The organism is Fusobacterium necrogenes, assembly GCF_900450765.1.
In the GTDB taxonomy this organism is placed as follows: Bacteria; Fusobacteriota; Fusobacteriia; order Fusobacteriales; family Fusobacteriaceae; genus Fusobacterium_A; species Fusobacterium_A necrogenes.
The window spans coordinates 1,619,162-1,634,990 of sequence record NZ_UGGU01000003.1 but is presented as its reverse complement, the minus strand read 5'-3'; the positions used below and the strand labels follow the sequence as shown (position 1 = coordinate 1,634,990).

General features: G+C 30.1%; 16 protein-coding genes and 1 riboswitch. Of the genes, 15 read left to right on the top strand and 1 reads right to left on the bottom strand.

Going from position 1 to position 15,829, the window contains the following annotated elements:
• The first annotated feature begins 75 nt into the window (after nucleotides 1-75).
• The 8 genes from DYA59_RS07705 to DYA59_RS07665 all read left to right on the top strand — a co-directional run bounded on the left by DYA59_RS07705 (nucleotide 76) and on the right by DYA59_RS07665 (nucleotide 7,960).
• On the top strand, nucleotides 76-537 hold the full coding sequence (locus DYA59_RS07705; protein ID WP_115270961.1) for a YhcH/YjgK/YiaL family protein: 462 nt from the start codon (nucleotides 76-78) through the stop codon (nucleotides 535-537).
• 34 nt (nucleotides 538-571) lie between these two features.
• Nucleotides 572-1,246 (top strand): N-acetylmannosamine-6-phosphate 2-epimerase, encoded by a 675-nt coding sequence (locus DYA59_RS07700; RefSeq protein WP_115270959.1) that lies wholly within the window; start codon nucleotides 572-574, stop codon nucleotides 1,244-1,246.
• Nucleotides 1,247-1,338: 92 nt separating this feature from the next.
• Nucleotides 1,339-1,523: riboswitch (Lysine riboswitch) on the top strand.
• A 172-nt stretch (nucleotides 1,524-1,695) separates the two neighbouring features.
• The gene (locus tag DYA59_RS07690) at nucleotides 1,696-2,517 is read left to right on the top strand and encodes a transporter substrate-binding domain-containing protein (protein WP_115270955.1); all 822 of its coding nucleotides are present in this window, start codon (nucleotides 1,696-1,698) and stop codon (nucleotides 2,515-2,517) included.
• Nucleotides 2,518-2,534: 17 nt separating this feature from the next.
• Nucleotides 2,535-3,302, top strand: a complete 768-nt coding sequence (locus DYA59_RS07685) for an amino acid ABC transporter permease (protein ID WP_115270953.1) — start codon at nucleotides 2,535-2,537, stop codon at nucleotides 3,300-3,302.
• A gap of 12 nt (nucleotides 3,303-3,314) precedes the next feature.
• Nucleotides 3,315-4,058, top strand: coding sequence for an amino acid ABC transporter ATP-binding protein (locus DYA59_RS07680; protein WP_115270951.1), 744 nt, complete (start codon nucleotides 3,315-3,317; stop codon nucleotides 4,056-4,058).
• A 352-nt stretch (nucleotides 4,059-4,410) separates the two neighbouring features.
• A complete protein-coding gene (pykF, locus tag DYA59_RS07675) occupies nucleotides 4,411-5,823 on the top strand; it encodes a pyruvate kinase PykF (RefSeq protein WP_115270949.1) in 1,413 nt (470 codons plus the stop codon).
• 74 nt (nucleotides 5,824-5,897) lie between these two features.
• Nucleotides 5,898-7,205 (top strand): phosphopyruvate hydratase, encoded by a 1,308-nt coding sequence (gene eno, locus DYA59_RS07670; protein WP_115270947.1) that lies wholly within the window; start codon nucleotides 5,898-5,900, stop codon nucleotides 7,203-7,205.
• A 104-nt stretch (nucleotides 7,206-7,309) separates the two neighbouring features.
• Nucleotides 7,310-7,960, top strand: a complete 651-nt coding sequence (locus DYA59_RS07665) for an HAD family hydrolase (protein ID WP_115270945.1) — start codon at nucleotides 7,310-7,312, stop codon at nucleotides 7,958-7,960.
• Nucleotides 7,961-8,096: 136 nt separating this feature from the next.
• Here DYA59_RS07665 and DYA59_RS07660 read toward each other — a convergent pair whose 3' ends face one another.
• Nucleotides 8,097-9,398: an MATE family efflux transporter gene (locus DYA59_RS07660; RefSeq protein WP_245943725.1), complete on the bottom strand. Its 1,302-nt coding sequence runs from the start codon at nucleotides 9,396-9,398 to the stop codon at nucleotides 8,097-8,099.
• Nucleotides 9,399-10,098: 700 nt separating this feature from the next.
• Between DYA59_RS07660 and DYA59_RS07655 the strand changes: the two genes are divergently transcribed.
• The 7 genes from DYA59_RS07655 (at nucleotide 10,099) to nifU (ending at nucleotide 15,821) form a co-directional block, all read left to right on the top strand.
• Nucleotides 10,099-11,595: a sodium-dependent transporter gene (locus DYA59_RS07655; protein ID WP_115270943.1), complete on the top strand. Its 1,497-nt coding sequence runs from the start codon at nucleotides 10,099-10,101 to the stop codon at nucleotides 11,593-11,595.
• An 8-nt stretch (nucleotides 11,596-11,603) separates the two neighbouring features.
• Nucleotides 11,604-11,714 (top strand): methionine/alanine import family NSS transporter small subunit, encoded by a 111-nt coding sequence (locus tag DYA59_RS07650; RefSeq protein ID WP_115270941.1) that lies wholly within the window; start codon nucleotides 11,604-11,606, stop codon nucleotides 11,712-11,714.
• Nucleotides 11,715-11,787: 73 nt separating this feature from the next.
• A complete protein-coding gene (gene tyrS, locus DYA59_RS07645; protein ID WP_115270939.1) occupies nucleotides 11,788-13,011 on the top strand; it encodes a tyrosine--tRNA ligase in 1,224 nt (407 codons plus the stop codon).
• A gap of 16 nt (nucleotides 13,012-13,027) precedes the next feature.
• The gene (locus tag DYA59_RS07640; protein ID WP_115270937.1) at nucleotides 13,028-13,561 is read left to right on the top strand and encodes a GNAT family N-acetyltransferase; all 534 of its coding nucleotides are present in this window, start codon (nucleotides 13,028-13,030) and stop codon (nucleotides 13,559-13,561) included.
• Nucleotides 13,515-14,162 carry an endonuclease III gene (nth, locus tag DYA59_RS07635; protein WP_147368828.1) on the top strand — a complete coding sequence of 216 codons (648 nt, stop codon included), beginning with the start codon at nucleotides 13,515-13,517 and terminating at the stop codon, nucleotides 14,160-14,162. The genes DYA59_RS07640 and nth overlap by 47 nt, the downstream gene beginning before the upstream one ends.
• A gap of 68 nt (nucleotides 14,163-14,230) precedes the next feature.
• Nucleotides 14,231-15,403: a cysteine desulfurase family protein gene (locus DYA59_RS07630; RefSeq protein ID WP_115270935.1), complete on the top strand. Its 1,173-nt coding sequence runs from the start codon at nucleotides 14,231-14,233 to the stop codon at nucleotides 15,401-15,403.
• Between the two features lie 31 nt (nucleotides 15,404-15,434).
• The gene (gene nifU / locus DYA59_RS07625; RefSeq protein WP_115270933.1) at nucleotides 15,435-15,821 is read left to right on the top strand and encodes a Fe-S cluster assembly scaffold protein NifU; all 387 of its coding nucleotides are present in this window, start codon (nucleotides 15,435-15,437) and stop codon (nucleotides 15,819-15,821) included.
• Nucleotides 15,822-15,829: the final 8 nt, after the last annotated feature.

Here is a 15,829-nt window from a genome sequence, read left to right as displayed (position 1 = left end):
TGTTGACAAAATTTATAAAAGAGTGTATTTTTATTATATGTTCACGAGAACAAGAATAATTAGGAGGTTTAAATTATGATATATGGAGAAATAAAAGATTTAGGATTATACAAAGGAATATTAAAAAATTTAGATAAAGCAATAGCTTTCATATTATCTGGAGAATATAAAAATGGAGTAGTTGGAAAAAATGTTATAGATGGAGATAGTGTTTATTTTAATCAACCAGATTTTCCAATGACTAAAGAAATAAAAGATGGATTTATAGAAAATCATAAAAAGTATATAGATATTCATATTGTTATTGAAGGAGAGGAAAAAATAGGATATATTTCTAATACTGATATAAAATTAACAAAAGAATATGATGAAGTAGGAGATTATGAATTATATGAAGGAGAGTTAGAAAACTTATTTTATTTAAATCCTAAAAAATTTATAATTCTTTTTCCTGGGGAGCCTCATATGGCCTTGATAAAAGGTGGAGAAAAAACTACTAAAGTAAAAAAGGTAATATTTAAAGTTTTAGTTGATTAATTATTATTTATATAATTTTTAAGGAGAGAAAATAATGGATAAATTAAATAAGATAAAAGGGAAACTTATAGTTTCATGTCAAGCTCTTCCAGAAGAACCGTTACATAGTTCATTTATAATGGGAAGAATGGCTTATGCTGCATATATAGGGGGAGCTTCTGGGATAAGAGCAAATACTATTGCAGATATACAGGAGATAAAGAAAAATGTAAATTTACCAATTATAGGAATAATAAAACAACAGTATGGTGATAATCAAGTTTATATAACTCCAACGATGAAAGAAATAGATGCTTTAGTATTTGAGGGGGTTGATATTATAGCAATTGACGGAACAAAAAGAGAAAGACCAGATGGAAGAAAATTAGAAGATTTAATAAAAGAGGCTAGACTTAAATATCCAAATCAAATATTTATGGCCGATATATCATGTGTTGAAGAAGCAATAATGGCTGAAAAGATAGGGTTTGATATAGTAGGAACAACTTTGGTAGGATATACTGAGTACACAAAAGGAAATGATCCTATAGTTGAATTAGAAAAGGTTATAAAATCTGTATCTATTCCTGTAATAGGAGAAGGCAATTTAGATACTCCTACTAAAGCAAAAAAAGCTTTAGATTTAGGAGCTTTTGCTGTAGTTGTTGGTGGTGCTATTACTAGACCACAACAGATAACCAAAAAATTTGTAATTGAGATGGAAAAGTAAGTTTAAGAACTAAATAACTTGAAATTAAAAAATGATTGACAAAGATGAAAAAATGTATTATTATTAAAACACAATTAATAATTGCCTCACATTTGTGAGGTAGAGGCGCAAAATGCTAACAGTCCGTGGTGGAGCTAGAGAAAGCGTTGAAACTACTGAGAAGGAGCTTTTGCCGAAGCTTGTAATATACTCAGTATTACTTGCTGGGCCTATGGTTAAGAGCCATAGGACTGTCTTGATAAATTTCCCCAGTTTATCAAGTTGTGCTATCTCAAGTGGGAGTAGGGGAAATATTGTATAATATAATTATTATACATCTATTGTCACTTTGTTTATAAGATAGCACCAATTTATTTTTAATTGGTGCTTTTTTACATGAAATGGAAGGTTTTTTTGAGTGAATAATTAAGAGTACATAAAAAGATATGTAAGAAGGAGTGAAACGAAAGATGAAAAGAGGTTTAGTAAAATTAGTATTGGCAACAATAGCAGCAATTACACTAGTAGGATGTGGAGGGACAAAAAATGAAGGAGAATCAGGAACATTTAAAATAGGCTTAGAGGCTGGGTATGCACCATATAACTGGACACAGTTAACAGATGTGAATGGTGGAGTTAAAATTTCTGGATCTTCGGAATATGCTGGAGGTTATGATGTTGAAATTGCTAAAAGAATAGCTGATGGCTTAGGAAAAGAATTAGTTGTAGTGAAAACAGAATGGGATGGATTAGTACCAGCATTAGTTTCAGGTAAAATAGATGCAATAATTGCTGGAATGTCTCCAACAGCTGAAAGACAGGAAACAATAGATTTTACAGATATTTATTATCAATCTAATTTAGTTATGTTGGTAAAAAATGGAGGAAAATATATAAATGCTAAAACTTTAGCAGATTTTTCAGGAGCGAAAATAACTGGGCAATTAAATACTTTTCACTATACAGTAATAGATCAAATACCAAATGTAAGTAAACAACCCGCAATGGATAATTTCCCAGCGATGAGAGTGGCATTAGAAAGTGGCGTAATAGACGGTTATGTTACAGAAAGACCCGAAGCTATAAGTGCACAGTCAGCAAATAATAACTTTAAAATGGTTGAGTTTACAGATGGATTTATTACTTCGCCAGAAGATACAGCAATAGCAGTAGGAGTAGCTAAAGGAAGTCCATTGAAAGATAAAATTAATGAAATTTTAAGAGCGATATCCCAAGAGGAGAGATTAGAGATAATGGATAAGGCTATTAAAAATCAGCCTGCTGCGCAATAAATAAGAGGAGAATTGAAATGGATTTTGAATGGATAGTTAGAATATTAGAAAATAACTGGCAAATGTTTTTAAGGGGAGCAGGAGTAACCTTATGGATATCGGTTATAGGAACAATTTTAGGAACAATTGTCGGCCTTGTAGTTGGAGTAATAAAAACTATACCGATTCCAGAAAAGGGAATAAAAAAAGGAGTATTAAAAATAATTAATTGTTTACTTTCTGCGTATATAGAGTTTTTTCGTGGAACCCCTATGATAGTCCAAGCAATGGTTATTTATTATGGATCAGCCCTTGCTTTTGAGGTAAATATAGATAGAATGGTGGCTGCATTATTCATAGTTTCTATAAATACAGGAGCATATATGTCTGAAATTGTAAGAGGAGGAATCATCTCTGTTGATAAAGGGCAGTTTGAAGCAGCTCAAGCAATTGGAATGAATCATTTTCAAACTATGACAAATGTTGTTTTACCACAAGTTGTGAGAAATATTTTGCCAGCGACAGGAAATGAGTTTGTAATTAATATTAAAGATACTTCTGTTTTAAATGTTATATCTGTATCTGAACTTTTTTTTCAAACAAAAACTGTAGCAGGAAATAACTTTAGATATTTTGAAACATTCTTTATAACTTGTATATTATATTTTGTAATGACATTTACAATTACAAGAATTTTGAGATATATAGAAGTAAAGTTAGATGGACCAGATAATTATGCAATAATGGCTGGAAATCAGATGCAAGTTGAAAGACCAGAAGAGAAACTAAAAAGGGAAACAAACTAGAGGGAGGAAAAAATGAGTGAAAATATAATAGAGATAAAACATTTGAGTAAATCCTTTGGTGAGCATAAGGTTCTTAAAGATATAGATTTTTCAGTAAAAAAAGGAGAAGTTGTTTGTATCATTGGTTCATCAGGGTCAGGAAAATCAACTTTATTAAGATGTATAAATCTTTTAGAGAAACCAAGTGGTGGAGAGATTATCTATAATGGAGAAAATATTTTAGATGATAATCATGATATTTGTAAGTATAGAACAAAGTTAGGAATGGTATTTCAACAGTTCAATCTTTTTAATAATCATAATGTGCTTAATAACTGTGTTGTAGGTCAAATGAAAGTGTTAGGAAGAAGTAAAGAAGAGGCTGAAAAAGTTGCTATGAAATATCTACAAGTAGTAGGAATGAGTAACTATGTCAATGCAAAACCTAAACAACTTTCAGGAGGACAAAAACAAAGAGTAGCAATAGCTAGAGCTCTTTCTATGGAGCCAGATGCAATACTGTTTGATGAACCTACATCAGCTCTAGATCCAGAGATGGTAGGAGAAGTTTTGAAGGTAATGAAGGAGTTAGCAGAAAGTGGTCTTACTATGCTAGTAGTAACTCATGAGATGGGGTTTGCAAGAGAAGTATCTGATAGAGTTGTATTTATGAATAATGGTTATATAGAAGAAGAAGGGACACCTGAAGAAATATTTAACAATCCACAAAAGGAAAGAACAAGAGAGTTTTTGAAAAGAACTTTAGTAAAAAATTAATAAAAGTAGAATAAAACTACTTCTGAAATCTTTATAGATAGATGGGGTAGTTTTTTTTATAGAAAAATTCTAATGAAAAGTAAGGGTAAAATTTTGAAGTATTAGAAGTTGATATATAATATAAAGAGTCCTATTAAATTGAGAATAAAAGCTATATGAGTGACTCAAAAATGGGCATAAAAAGATTAAAAAATGTACTTATATTTTCTTGCTAAAAGAGATATATTAGTATAAAATTTGTATTAGGTAAGTTTATTATATAAGGTTAATTATTGGGTATGGGATATTAGAAATTGTGTACTACAGTTATATAAGTGAAAGAAAATAATGAAAATAATTTGAGGTGAGTAATTTGAAAAAGACGAAGATTGTTTGTACAATTGGACCTAAAACTGAATCAGTAGAAAGTTTAAAAACGCTTTTAAAAGCAGGAATGAATATGATGAGATTAAACTTTTCTCACGGGGATTATGAAGAGCATGGAAACAGAATAATTAACTTTAGACAAGCTCAAAAAGAAACAGGGATAAGAGCAGCTTTATTATTGGATACAAAAGGTCCAGAAATAAGAACTATTAGACTTGAAGGTGGAAAGGATGTTACTATAGTAGCAGGACAAGAGTTTACAATAACTACAGATAAAACAGTTATTGGAAATAATACAAAAGTTGCAGTTACTTATGAAGGATTTGCAAGAGATTTAAAAGTAGGAAATACTATATTAATAGATGACGGATTATTAGCATTTACAGTTACTGAAATTAATGGAAATGAGGTAAAATGTATTGCACAAAATGGTGGAGAGTTAGGAGAGAATAAAGGGGTTAATCTACCAAATGTAGCAGTAAGTTTACCAGCTTTATCTGAAAAAGATGTGAGTGATCTTAAATTTGGTTGTGAAAAAGGAATAGATTATGTTGCAGCTTCGTTTATAAGAAAAGCTGATGATGTAAAAGCGGTTAGAAAAGTTCTTGATGAAAATGGAGGACAAAGAATTGGAATTATTTCTAAGATAGAAAATCAAGAGGGATTAGATAACTTTGAAGAAATTTTGGCTTTATCAGATGGTATTATGGTGGCAAGAGGAGATCTTGGAGTAGAAATTCCTGTTGAAGATGTTCCGTTAGCGCAAAAAATGATGATTAAGAGATGTAATGAAGTAGGAAAGGTAGTTATTACAGCTACTCAAATGTTAGATTCTATGATAAAAAATCCTAGACCTACAAGAGCAGAAGTAAATGATGTTGCAAATGCTATATTAGATGGAACAGATTGTGTAATGCTATCTGGAGAATCTGCAAAAGGAAAATATCCAGTAGAAGCTGTTACAGTAATGACTAAAGTTGCAGCTAAAATGGATCCATTAGTAAATGTAAAAAGAGTTATTGATAAAGATGATGTAACTATAACTTCAGCCGTAGCAAGAGGAACAGCAGATGTAAGTGAAGAATTAGGTGCAAAAGTAATAGTGGTAGCAACTCAGTCAGGAAGAGCGGCAAGGGATATGAGAAGATATTTTCCAGGAGCTATGATTTTAGCTATAACTAATGATGAAAAAACAGCTAATCAGTTAGTGATATCAAGAGGAGTTGTTTCTTATTATGATAATAATGTGGAAACATTAGATTCATTCTTTGCACTAGCAGAAAGAGTAGTTGTTGAGTTAGGATTAGCACAATCTGGAGATGTTGTAGTAGCAACTTGTGGAGAAAAAGTATTTGAAAGAGGAACTACTAACTCTGTAAAAGTAATAAAAGTAAAATAGTCAAAATTAGCAAAGTATGGTATAATGTACTTATGATTTAAATTTAAAATATAAAAAAATAGGAGGACTTTTAAATGACAAGAATAGTTGATGTAGTAGCTAGAGAAATCCTTGACTCAAGAGGAAATCCTACAGTAGAAGTAGATGTAGTATTAGAGTGTGGAGCAAAAGGAAGAGCAGCAGTTCCATCTGGAGCTTCAACAGGAGCTTACGAAGCTGTGGAGTTAAGAGATAATGACAAATCAAGATATTTAGGAAAAGGTGTATTAACAGCAGTTAATAACGTAAATACTGAAATCAAGGAAGCTATCTTAGGAATGGATGCTATTGACCAAGTTGCAATAGACAGAACTATGATAGAATTAGATGGAACTCCAAACAAAGGAAGATTAGGAGCTAATGCTATACTAGGAGTATCATTAGCAGTTGCTAAAGCAGCAGCAGAAGCATTAGGAATGCCTCTATACAAATACTTAGGAGGAGTAAATGCTAAAGAATTACCTCTACCTATGATGAACATTTTAAACGGAGGATCTCATGCTGACTCTGCAGTAGATGTACAAGAGTTTATGATTCAACCAGTTGGAGCAAAAACTTTTGCAGAAGCTATGCAAATGGGATGTGAGGTATTCCACCACTTAGGAAAATTATTAAAGAAAATGGGAGATTCTACTAACGTAGGAAACGAAGGAGGATATGCTCCAGCTAAAATAAATGGAACTGAAGGAGCTTTAGACCTTATCGTTGAAGCTATAAAAGCTGCTGGATATGAGCCAGGAAAAGATGTCACTTTTGCAATCGATGCTGCATCAAGTGAGTTCTGTAAAGAAGTAGCACCAGGAAAATTTGAATATCACTTCACAAGAGAAGGAGGAGTTGTAAGAACTTCTGAAGAAATGGTAGAATGGTATGCTAAACTTGTTGAAAAATATCCAATCAAATCTATTGAAGATGGATTAGGAGAAGATGACTGGGCAGGATGGCAATTATTAACTGCTAAAATCGGAGATAAAGTACAAATCGTTGGAGATGACTTATTCGTAACTAACACTGAAAGACTTAAAAAAGGAATAGAGTTAAAAGCTGGAAACTCTATCTTAATAAAACTTAACCAAATCGGATCATTAACTGAAACTCTAGATGCTATCGAAATGGCAAAAAGAGCAGGAATGACTGCAGTTGTATCTCACAGATCTGGAGAAACTGAAGATGCTACAATAGCTGATATAGCTGTTGCAACAAACGCAGGACAAATCAAAACTGGATCAACTTCAAGAACTGATAGAATGGCTAAATACAACCAATTATTAAGAATTGAGCAAGAATTAGGATCAATGGCTCAATACAATGGTTTAGAAGTATTCTATAACATCAAAAAATAATTATAAAAATATAATATTCCCCTCTTAGATTTTTCTAGGAGGGGTTTTATATTTTTTGAGAAAAATTATGATATAATATAGAGAAAGGAATCTTAGGAGGATAAATGGAGTTAAAACTTATAATATTTGATATGGATGGTGTGATTTTAGATAGTGAGAGAGTAGCTAATATAGCTTGGTTTGAAGTAAGCAAAAGATATGGATTAGGGATAACATTGGAAAAATTACGTAATATAAAGGGTGGAACTGTTAAAAGAACTCAAGGAATATTAGCAGAACTAGTAGGAGAAGAGAAGGCTAAAAAAATTTTAGATGAGAAAAAAGAGATTCAATTAGAAATAATAAAATCTGAGGGTGGAATCAAATTAAAAAGAGGGGTAGTAGAGCTATTAAAATATATAAAAGAGAGAGATTTGAAATGCGTAGTGGCAACTTCTACTAGGAAAGAAAGTGCAGAGAGACAGTTAAAAGAGACAAAAGTATATGAATACTTTGATACATTGGTTTTTGGTGATGAAGTGGTAAATGGAAAACCAGCTCCAGATATTTTTTTGAAGGCTTGTGAAAAGACGGGAGTTTTAACTGGAGAAGCTGTAGTTATAGAAGATTCAGTATTGGGAGCTACTGCAGCTAATAATGCTAAAATAAAATGTTTTGTGGTAGAAGATACTATAAAGTTTACTGAAGAAGAAAATAAATTGGCTTATAGAAAGTTTGACAGTTTATTAGAAGTTAAAGAGTATTTAGAGAGGTAAAAAACAGATTACTATAATCTGAAAAAATAGTTCAAGAATATTTTTATTTCTTTATCATAAAATATTCTTGAGCTTTTTATATATTTGATAAAATTTTTAGATTGTAGTTTATTCAATAGAGTATTTTTTTTTAGATTTATTGAATGAGTAATACATAAGAGGGATACTTATAAATATACAAGATAGTTCTCCTATTGGCATAGATAACCAAAGCCCAGAATTTCCAAAAAATAGGAAGAATAAATAAATATGATACTGTAAATACAAGAGATCTAAAAAATGAAACTAACATAGATTCAAATGGTTTTTCTAAAGCAGTTAGAAAACCTATAGCAGTAACATTAATAAAAGATATTATATATTGAAAAGTAACAATATTTAAAACATCAAAAGTTAAAAGTTCTAAGTCAGAATTTCCTTTAGAGAAAAGTTTAACAATAAAGTCACTTTTAAGTTTCATAGTAATAAAACATATTAATCCTAAAGTAGCTCCAGAAATTAAAGTTATTTTAACCGTTTCTTTTATTTTATCAAATTCTCTAGCTCCCAAATTAAAAGAAACTAAAGGTTGTAGTGCTTGATTTAAACCATAAAGGCATATATTTAAGATATTATTAACATAAAATACGATTGTTAGAGCTGATACACCAAGGGGTCCTATATATTTCATAAGAAGCAAATTAAAAATATAAGTAGTAATAGCAGCTGAAACAATAGTTAACATTTTAGAACTTCCATTATAAAGAATTTTTCCTAATAGATATCTATTACCTTTAGGAGAAGTGAATGTTAGAGCACATCTATTTTTAAGAAAACGTGTAAATAAAATAACTCCAGCTGTTCCATTAGCTACTCCAGTTGCTAATGTAGCACCAAATACTCCTAAATTCATTTGAACTATTAAAATATAATCTCCTAATATATTTCCACTTATACAAATAAGAGCACTGATAAAAACAAAATTAGGAAGTCCACCAATTTTGACAAACATTTCAGAGAATATAGGGAAATTAAATAGAAGATTTAAAACTAAAAGAGTTATAAGATATGGTTTTACTAAAGGAATTAACTCTTTACTAGCACCTAAAAAATAGATTATTTTATCTATAAAAATTGTTCCTAATATACTTAGTGTTCTCAGAATAGCAATATAGACAAAAAAAGTAAAAGAAAAAACTTCATTCGCTCTTTTTTTATTTCCTTTTCCTAATTCAATGGATGTATATACAGCTCCTCCTGCACATATCATCATAGCTATACTCATATAGAGATTAATAACAGGCATAGAAAGATTTATAGCAGCAAGCCCATTAGCCCCTACAGTATTAGCTATAAAAAAACCATCTACCATCATCTGTATAGATCCTAAAACACTTGGAAGAGCAAGCTTGAAAAAAATTTTTTTAGTATTTTCATGTCCTAAAGAAATTTTACTCATTTTAAATAAAAAACCTCCTAAAATATATTTGCTAATATAGAGTATAAGGTGTATAGTATACTATATAGTCAAGAGTTTTTTTTTTGAGTAAAAATGAAAAAATTTTATACTATAGGTTAGTTATCTAATTTTTTAAGTATCTAGGTTATACACTAAGATAGATATATTTAAATTTGATTATAAAAATGAGAAAAATAGTAATTTTAAAGTGGAAAAGAATAGATATGTATTATTATATTATGTTGATCTTTATAATAAGATATATTTGAGTTATTTAAAATTATTTGAATAAATAACTTGAAGATAATAAGAGGGATTCTTTAGAGTTTTCTTTAACAGCGATACTCTTTTTTAGGAAAGGGTGCAGGAGTATATATTGAAATATTGATTCTAGTGGAAAAAAAGAAGAAAAATCAATTGACAATTGTACAAAATTATAATATACTTATTCTAAGATTATGGAAAAAGGAGGTTATCAATATGAAAGTACAATATTGGTGGAGCTACATAGAAAAATTGGATAATAAGTTAAAAAGTGTTAGATATTGGCTTTGGTCTATTGATAACATATCTCTATCTATGTAACTTTAAAAATTGAAAAAGCAAGTTATTGCTTTATAAAGGAGATATTAGAATTAATAGTTTTTTAAAAGCAGTCTAACAGACTGCTTTTTTTATTTTTAACAAGGGAGAGGATAATATGGAAGAAACTAGAGAGTTATGGAATAGTAGAAAAGGGTTTATTTATGCAGCTGTAGGAGCAGCAATAGGTTTAGGAAATTTATGGAGATTTCCATTTCAAGCATATAAAAATGGTGGAGGAGCATTTTTTTTACCATATATAGTAGCACTTTTTACTTGTGGAGTACCTCTTATGATATTAGAATATCAGCTTGGGAAAAAAGTAAGAGGAGGATCTACAAAAGCATTTAGAACATTGGGGAAAAATTTTGAGTGGTTTGGATGGTTACAAGTAATGATACCAATAGTGGTAATGATGTTTTATTGTACAATAATTTCAGTGGCAGTAGTATTTATGGTGTGGTCTTTAGGACATGCTTTTGGTATTGTGAATTGGATGTCAGATCCTGGAAAGCTAATGGGAATGATAGCTGGTAGTGCCAGTGGACCATTTGATTTTAAAGCGGGAATAAGTAAATATATGCTATGTTTCATACTTGTAGTTTGGTTTGGTAACTGGATAATTGTAAAAAAAGGCATATCTGCAGGAATAGAGAAAAGTTCAAAATTATTTACACCTTTACTTATGGGATTAATGTTAGTATTTATGATAAATTCTTTAAGATTAAAGGGCTCGGTAGTAGGTCTTAATGCACTATTTACTCCTAATTTTGAAGCTATATTAAATCCAAGTATTTGGGTAGCAGCTTATGCACAAGTATTTTTTTCAACTACATTAGCAGTAGGAGTTATGATAGCATATGGTTCATATATTCCTAAAAAATGGGATATAGTAAATAGTTCTTTTATAACTGTATTAGCTAATGCATCATTTGATATAATTTCTGGAATAACAGTATTTTCAACATTAGGATATTTAGTTAATAATATTGGAGTGAATTTTAACTCTTTTGGAAATGGAGCTGGAATAGCATTTATAGCTTTTCCTATAGCTATATCAACAATAACAACTAATATTTTTTTACAAGGAATAATAGGTTTTGTATTTTTCTTTTGCTTATTTATAGCTGGATTGTCATCTAGTATATCTATGTTAGAAGCTTTTACAACTGGAGCATTAGATAAATTTAAAATGACGAGAGAAAGACTAGTTGGAATAATTTCTTTTTTAGGATTAGTAGGGAGTGCAGCATTCTCAACTTATGCAGGATTTAATTATATTTTGGATATTGTAGATTCTCATGTTGGTAATTATATAATAGCAACTCTTGGATTAATAGAAACTATCTTAGTGTGTAAATATTATGGAATTGATAAAATAAGAATAGAAGTAAATGAATATTCAGATTTTGGAGTTGGAAAATGGTTTGATATCTTATTAAAGTATGTAACACCTGTTCTTTTAGGAATAACCGTTATAACTAATTTAATAAAAGGAATAAGGAGTATAACTGTTGGAAGTTTAGTCTTTGGTTGGGGAACAATTCTAATAATGGTGGTTTCTGCAACAATTTTTTATAAAAAAAAGTGGGAGAATAAATCTGATAGAGATTAGGAGGAATTATGAATATAGGTGCAGTCATAATGATGATATTTGGATGTACAATAGTTTGGGGAGGACTTCTGATATCAATAGGCATAACATTGAAAAAAGAAAAAAATGAAGAGAATTAAAAAAACTTTAAAAACATCAGTATTTATGATAAAATATTAGGGAATATTTATAAAACTAAGAGAGGAAAATGAAATGAATAATGAGAGTGTAGTAGATGTATTAGTAGAGCGTGGATATATTAAACAATTCACACACGAAGATGAAATAAGAGAAGCTTTAAGAAAAGAAAAAATAACTTTTTATATAGGATTTGATCCTACAGCAGATAGCTTGCATGTAGGACACTTTATAGCTATGATGTTTATGGCACATATGCAAAAATTTGGACACAGACCAATTGCTTTAGTTGGTGGGGGAACTGCTATGATAGGAGACCCTAGTGGAAGAACTGATATGAGACAGATGATGACTAAGGAAACAATAGCTCACAATGTAGCTTGTATCAAAAAACAAATGGAAAAATTTATAGATTTTAGTGAAGGAAAAGCAATATTAGAAAACAATGCTGATTGGTTATTAGGACTAAACTATGTTGATTTTATTAGAGATATTGGAGCACATTTCTCTGTAAATAGAATGCTTGCAGCTGAGTGTTTTAAACAAAGAATGGAAGCAGGGTTATCTTTCTTAGAGTTCAACTATATGCTTATGCAAGGATATGACTTCTTAGTTTTAAATAAAAAACATGGATGTACTATGCAATTAGGTGGAGATGACCAATGGTCAAATATGATAGCAGGAGTAGAATTAATAAGAAAGAAAGAACAAAAACAAGCTTTTGCTATGACATGTACACTTCTTACAAATAGTGAAGGTAAGAAAATGGGAAAAACTGCAAAAGGAGCATTATGGCTAGATGCAGCTAAAACTACTCCATATGAATTCTATCAATATTGGAGAAATGTTGCAGATGCTGATGTGGAAAAATGTCTAGCACTATTAACATTCTTACCAATGGATGAAGTAAGAAGATTAGGAGCATTAGAAGGAGCAAAAATTAACCAAGCCAAGAAAATATTAGCTTATGAAGTTACAAAATTAATACATGGAGAAGAGGAAGCTTTAAAAGCTCAACAAGGAGCAGAGGGAGCTTTTGGTGGTGGAGATATGAGTAATGTGCCATCAGTAGATTTTCCAAGTGAAAAATTAGGAACAGAGCTTTTAGATTTATTAGTTGAGCATAAATTTATAAAGTCTAAAGGGGAAGGAAGAAAACTTGTAACTCAGAATGGCTTAACAGTAGCAGACAATAAAGTCACAGATTTTGCTATGAAGATTACAGAAAATTTATTTAAAGATGGAAATTTTGTATTAAAAATAGGAAAGAAAAAAATATATAGAGTAATTTTGAAGTAGTTAAAAGGTGATTTTTTTGACGGATATAATATTGAGAAAGATGGAAGAGAGGGATATTCCTAATATTTATAAATATATTCATTTAGATTATGTAAGAAAATATTTCCCAAATAAGCAAATCGAGCAGTGGGAAGCTCATAGAAGATGGTATTTATTTGTTATAAATTCTCCTAGCTATTTATTTTATACAATAGAAAGTTTAGGAAGAGAATTTTTAGGAACAGTAAGATTTGAAATTATAGGGAAATCTAAAGTTGCAATAAGTATCTATTTAGTAAGTAAAATACGAGGAAAGAGATATTCTGAATCTGTTATCTTTTACAGTATTGAAGAGTTAAAGTTTGAAAGACCTCAATTAAAAAAAGTTTGTGCCTATATTCTTGAAGAAAATGAAATATCTAAAAAGATTTTTATGAAAAATGCTTTTGTATATAAGGGTATTAAAGAATATATGGGAGCAGAGCATCTTTTGTATGAGAGAAAAATAATTCAAGAGGTAAAAAATGAGGAAAAAAGAAAAAGTAAAAAATATTTTAGAGATATTGAATAGAAAATTTGGAAAACCAGAGTGTGCTTTAAAATATAATACACCATTTGAATTGTTAGTTGCAGTAATATTATCGGCACAGTGTACTGATGTAAGAGTAAATATAGTAACAAAGGAAATGTATAAAAAAATAAATACTCCACAGCAGTTTGCAAATTTATCATTAGAAGAGATAGAGGAAATGATAAAAAGTACAGGTTTTTATAGAAATAAAGCGAAAAATATAAAATTATGTAGTCAACAATTGTTAAATGAATATAATGGAGAAATTCCACAAGAGATGGAAAAACTTGTAAAATTAGCAGGAGTAGGAAGGAAGACAGCGAATGTTGTCAGAGGAGAAATATGGGGACTTGCTGATGGAATAACTGTTGATACACATGTAAAAAGATTGAGTAATTTAATAGGTTTAACTAAAAATGATGATCCTATAAAAATAGAACAAGATTTAATGAAAATAGTTCCTAAAAATAGTTGGATAGATTTTTCCCATTATTTGATACTACAAGGAAGGGATAAGTGTGTGGCAAGAAGACCTAAATGTATAGAGTGTGAAATATCGGAGTATTGCATATATGGAAAAAAGAAATTAATTAATTCTTGACAATTTAACTAAAGAATGGTATAACATGTATAGTAAGGAAATGTCATTTTTATAGGGAGAGGGTAAATATGAAAGTTTATCTAGATAATAATGCGACTACTAAAATGGATAATGAAGTTTTTGAAGCAATGGTTCCATATTTAACAGAATTTTATGGAAATTCTTCAAGTCTACATCTGTTTGGTAAGGAAACAAATAAAGCATTAATGGAGTCGAGACAGAGTATAGCAAACTTTTTAGGGTCTGAAGCAGATGAAATTATTTTTACCGCATCAGGAAGTGAGTCGGATAACTTAGCTATAAGAGGTATTGCTAGAGCTTATAAAAATAGAGGAAAACATATAATAACAAGTCCGATAGAACATCCAGCTGTAAAGAATACATTGAAAGATTTAGCCGAAGATGGCTATGAGGTAACTACTATACCAGTAGATCATAATGGAGTTTTAGATATAGAAGCTCTAAAAGCAGCTATTAAAGATGATACAATATTAATAACTGTAATGCATGCAAATAATGAAGTTGGATCATTTCAACCAATAGAAGAGATAGGAAAAATAGCTAAGGAAAATAGAATAATATTCCATGTAGATGCAGTTCAAACAATGGGAAAGTTAGATATAAAACCTAAAGAGATGGGAATAGATCTTTTGTCATTTTCAGCACATAAATTTTATGGGCCAAAAGGAGTAGCAGGATTATTTTGGAGAAATGGAGTAAGATTTGGAAAAGTTTTAACTGGTGGAGGACAAGAGAAAAAAAGAAGACCAGGAACTTCAAATATTCCAGGAATAGTTGGGATGGCTAAAGCTCTTGAGTTAGCTTATAGAGATATGACTGATGAGTGGAAAAAAGAAGAAGAGTTAAGAAATTATCTTGAAGATGAAATTGTTAAAAGAATTCCAGAAGTAGTAGTAAATGCAAAAGATGTTAGGAGATTACCGGGAACTTCAAGTATAACATTTAAATATCTTGAAGGGGAATCTATACTTTTAAGTTTAAGCTATAAAGGAATAGCGGTAAGTTCAGGTTCTGCTTGTTCATCTGATGAGTTACAAGCATCTCATGTACTATTAGCTATGGGAATAGAGCCAGAGTTTGCTCACGGAACTATAAGGTTTGGTATTGGAAAATACAATACTAAGGAAGAGATAAATTATGTAATTGATTCGGTTGTGGAGATTATCGCAAAATTAAGAATGATATCTCCATTATGGAATGCTTATCAAGCAAGTAAATAGTGTTAAATTAAAGGAATTTAAGGAGAAAAAAATGCAATATACAGAAAAAGTAATGGATCATTTTATGAATCCACATAATGTTGGAGTTATTGAAAATCCTTCAGGATATGGAAAGGTAGGAAATCCATCTTGTGGAGATATAATGGAGATATTTATAAAGGTTGAGGATGATATTATAACAGATGTTAAATTTAGAACATTTGGTTGTGCTTCAGCTATAGCTAGTTCATCTGTTTCAACTGATTTAGTATTAGGAAAATCAATAGAAGAGGCACTAAAATTAACGAATAAAAAAGTTGTAGAAGAGTTAGGTGGTTTACCTCCTGTTAAGATGCATTGTTCAGTTTTAGCAGAGGAAGCTATACAATTAGCTATTAATGATTATTTATCAAAGAAAGAAAAAGATAAAGAAGAATAGTTAAAAAT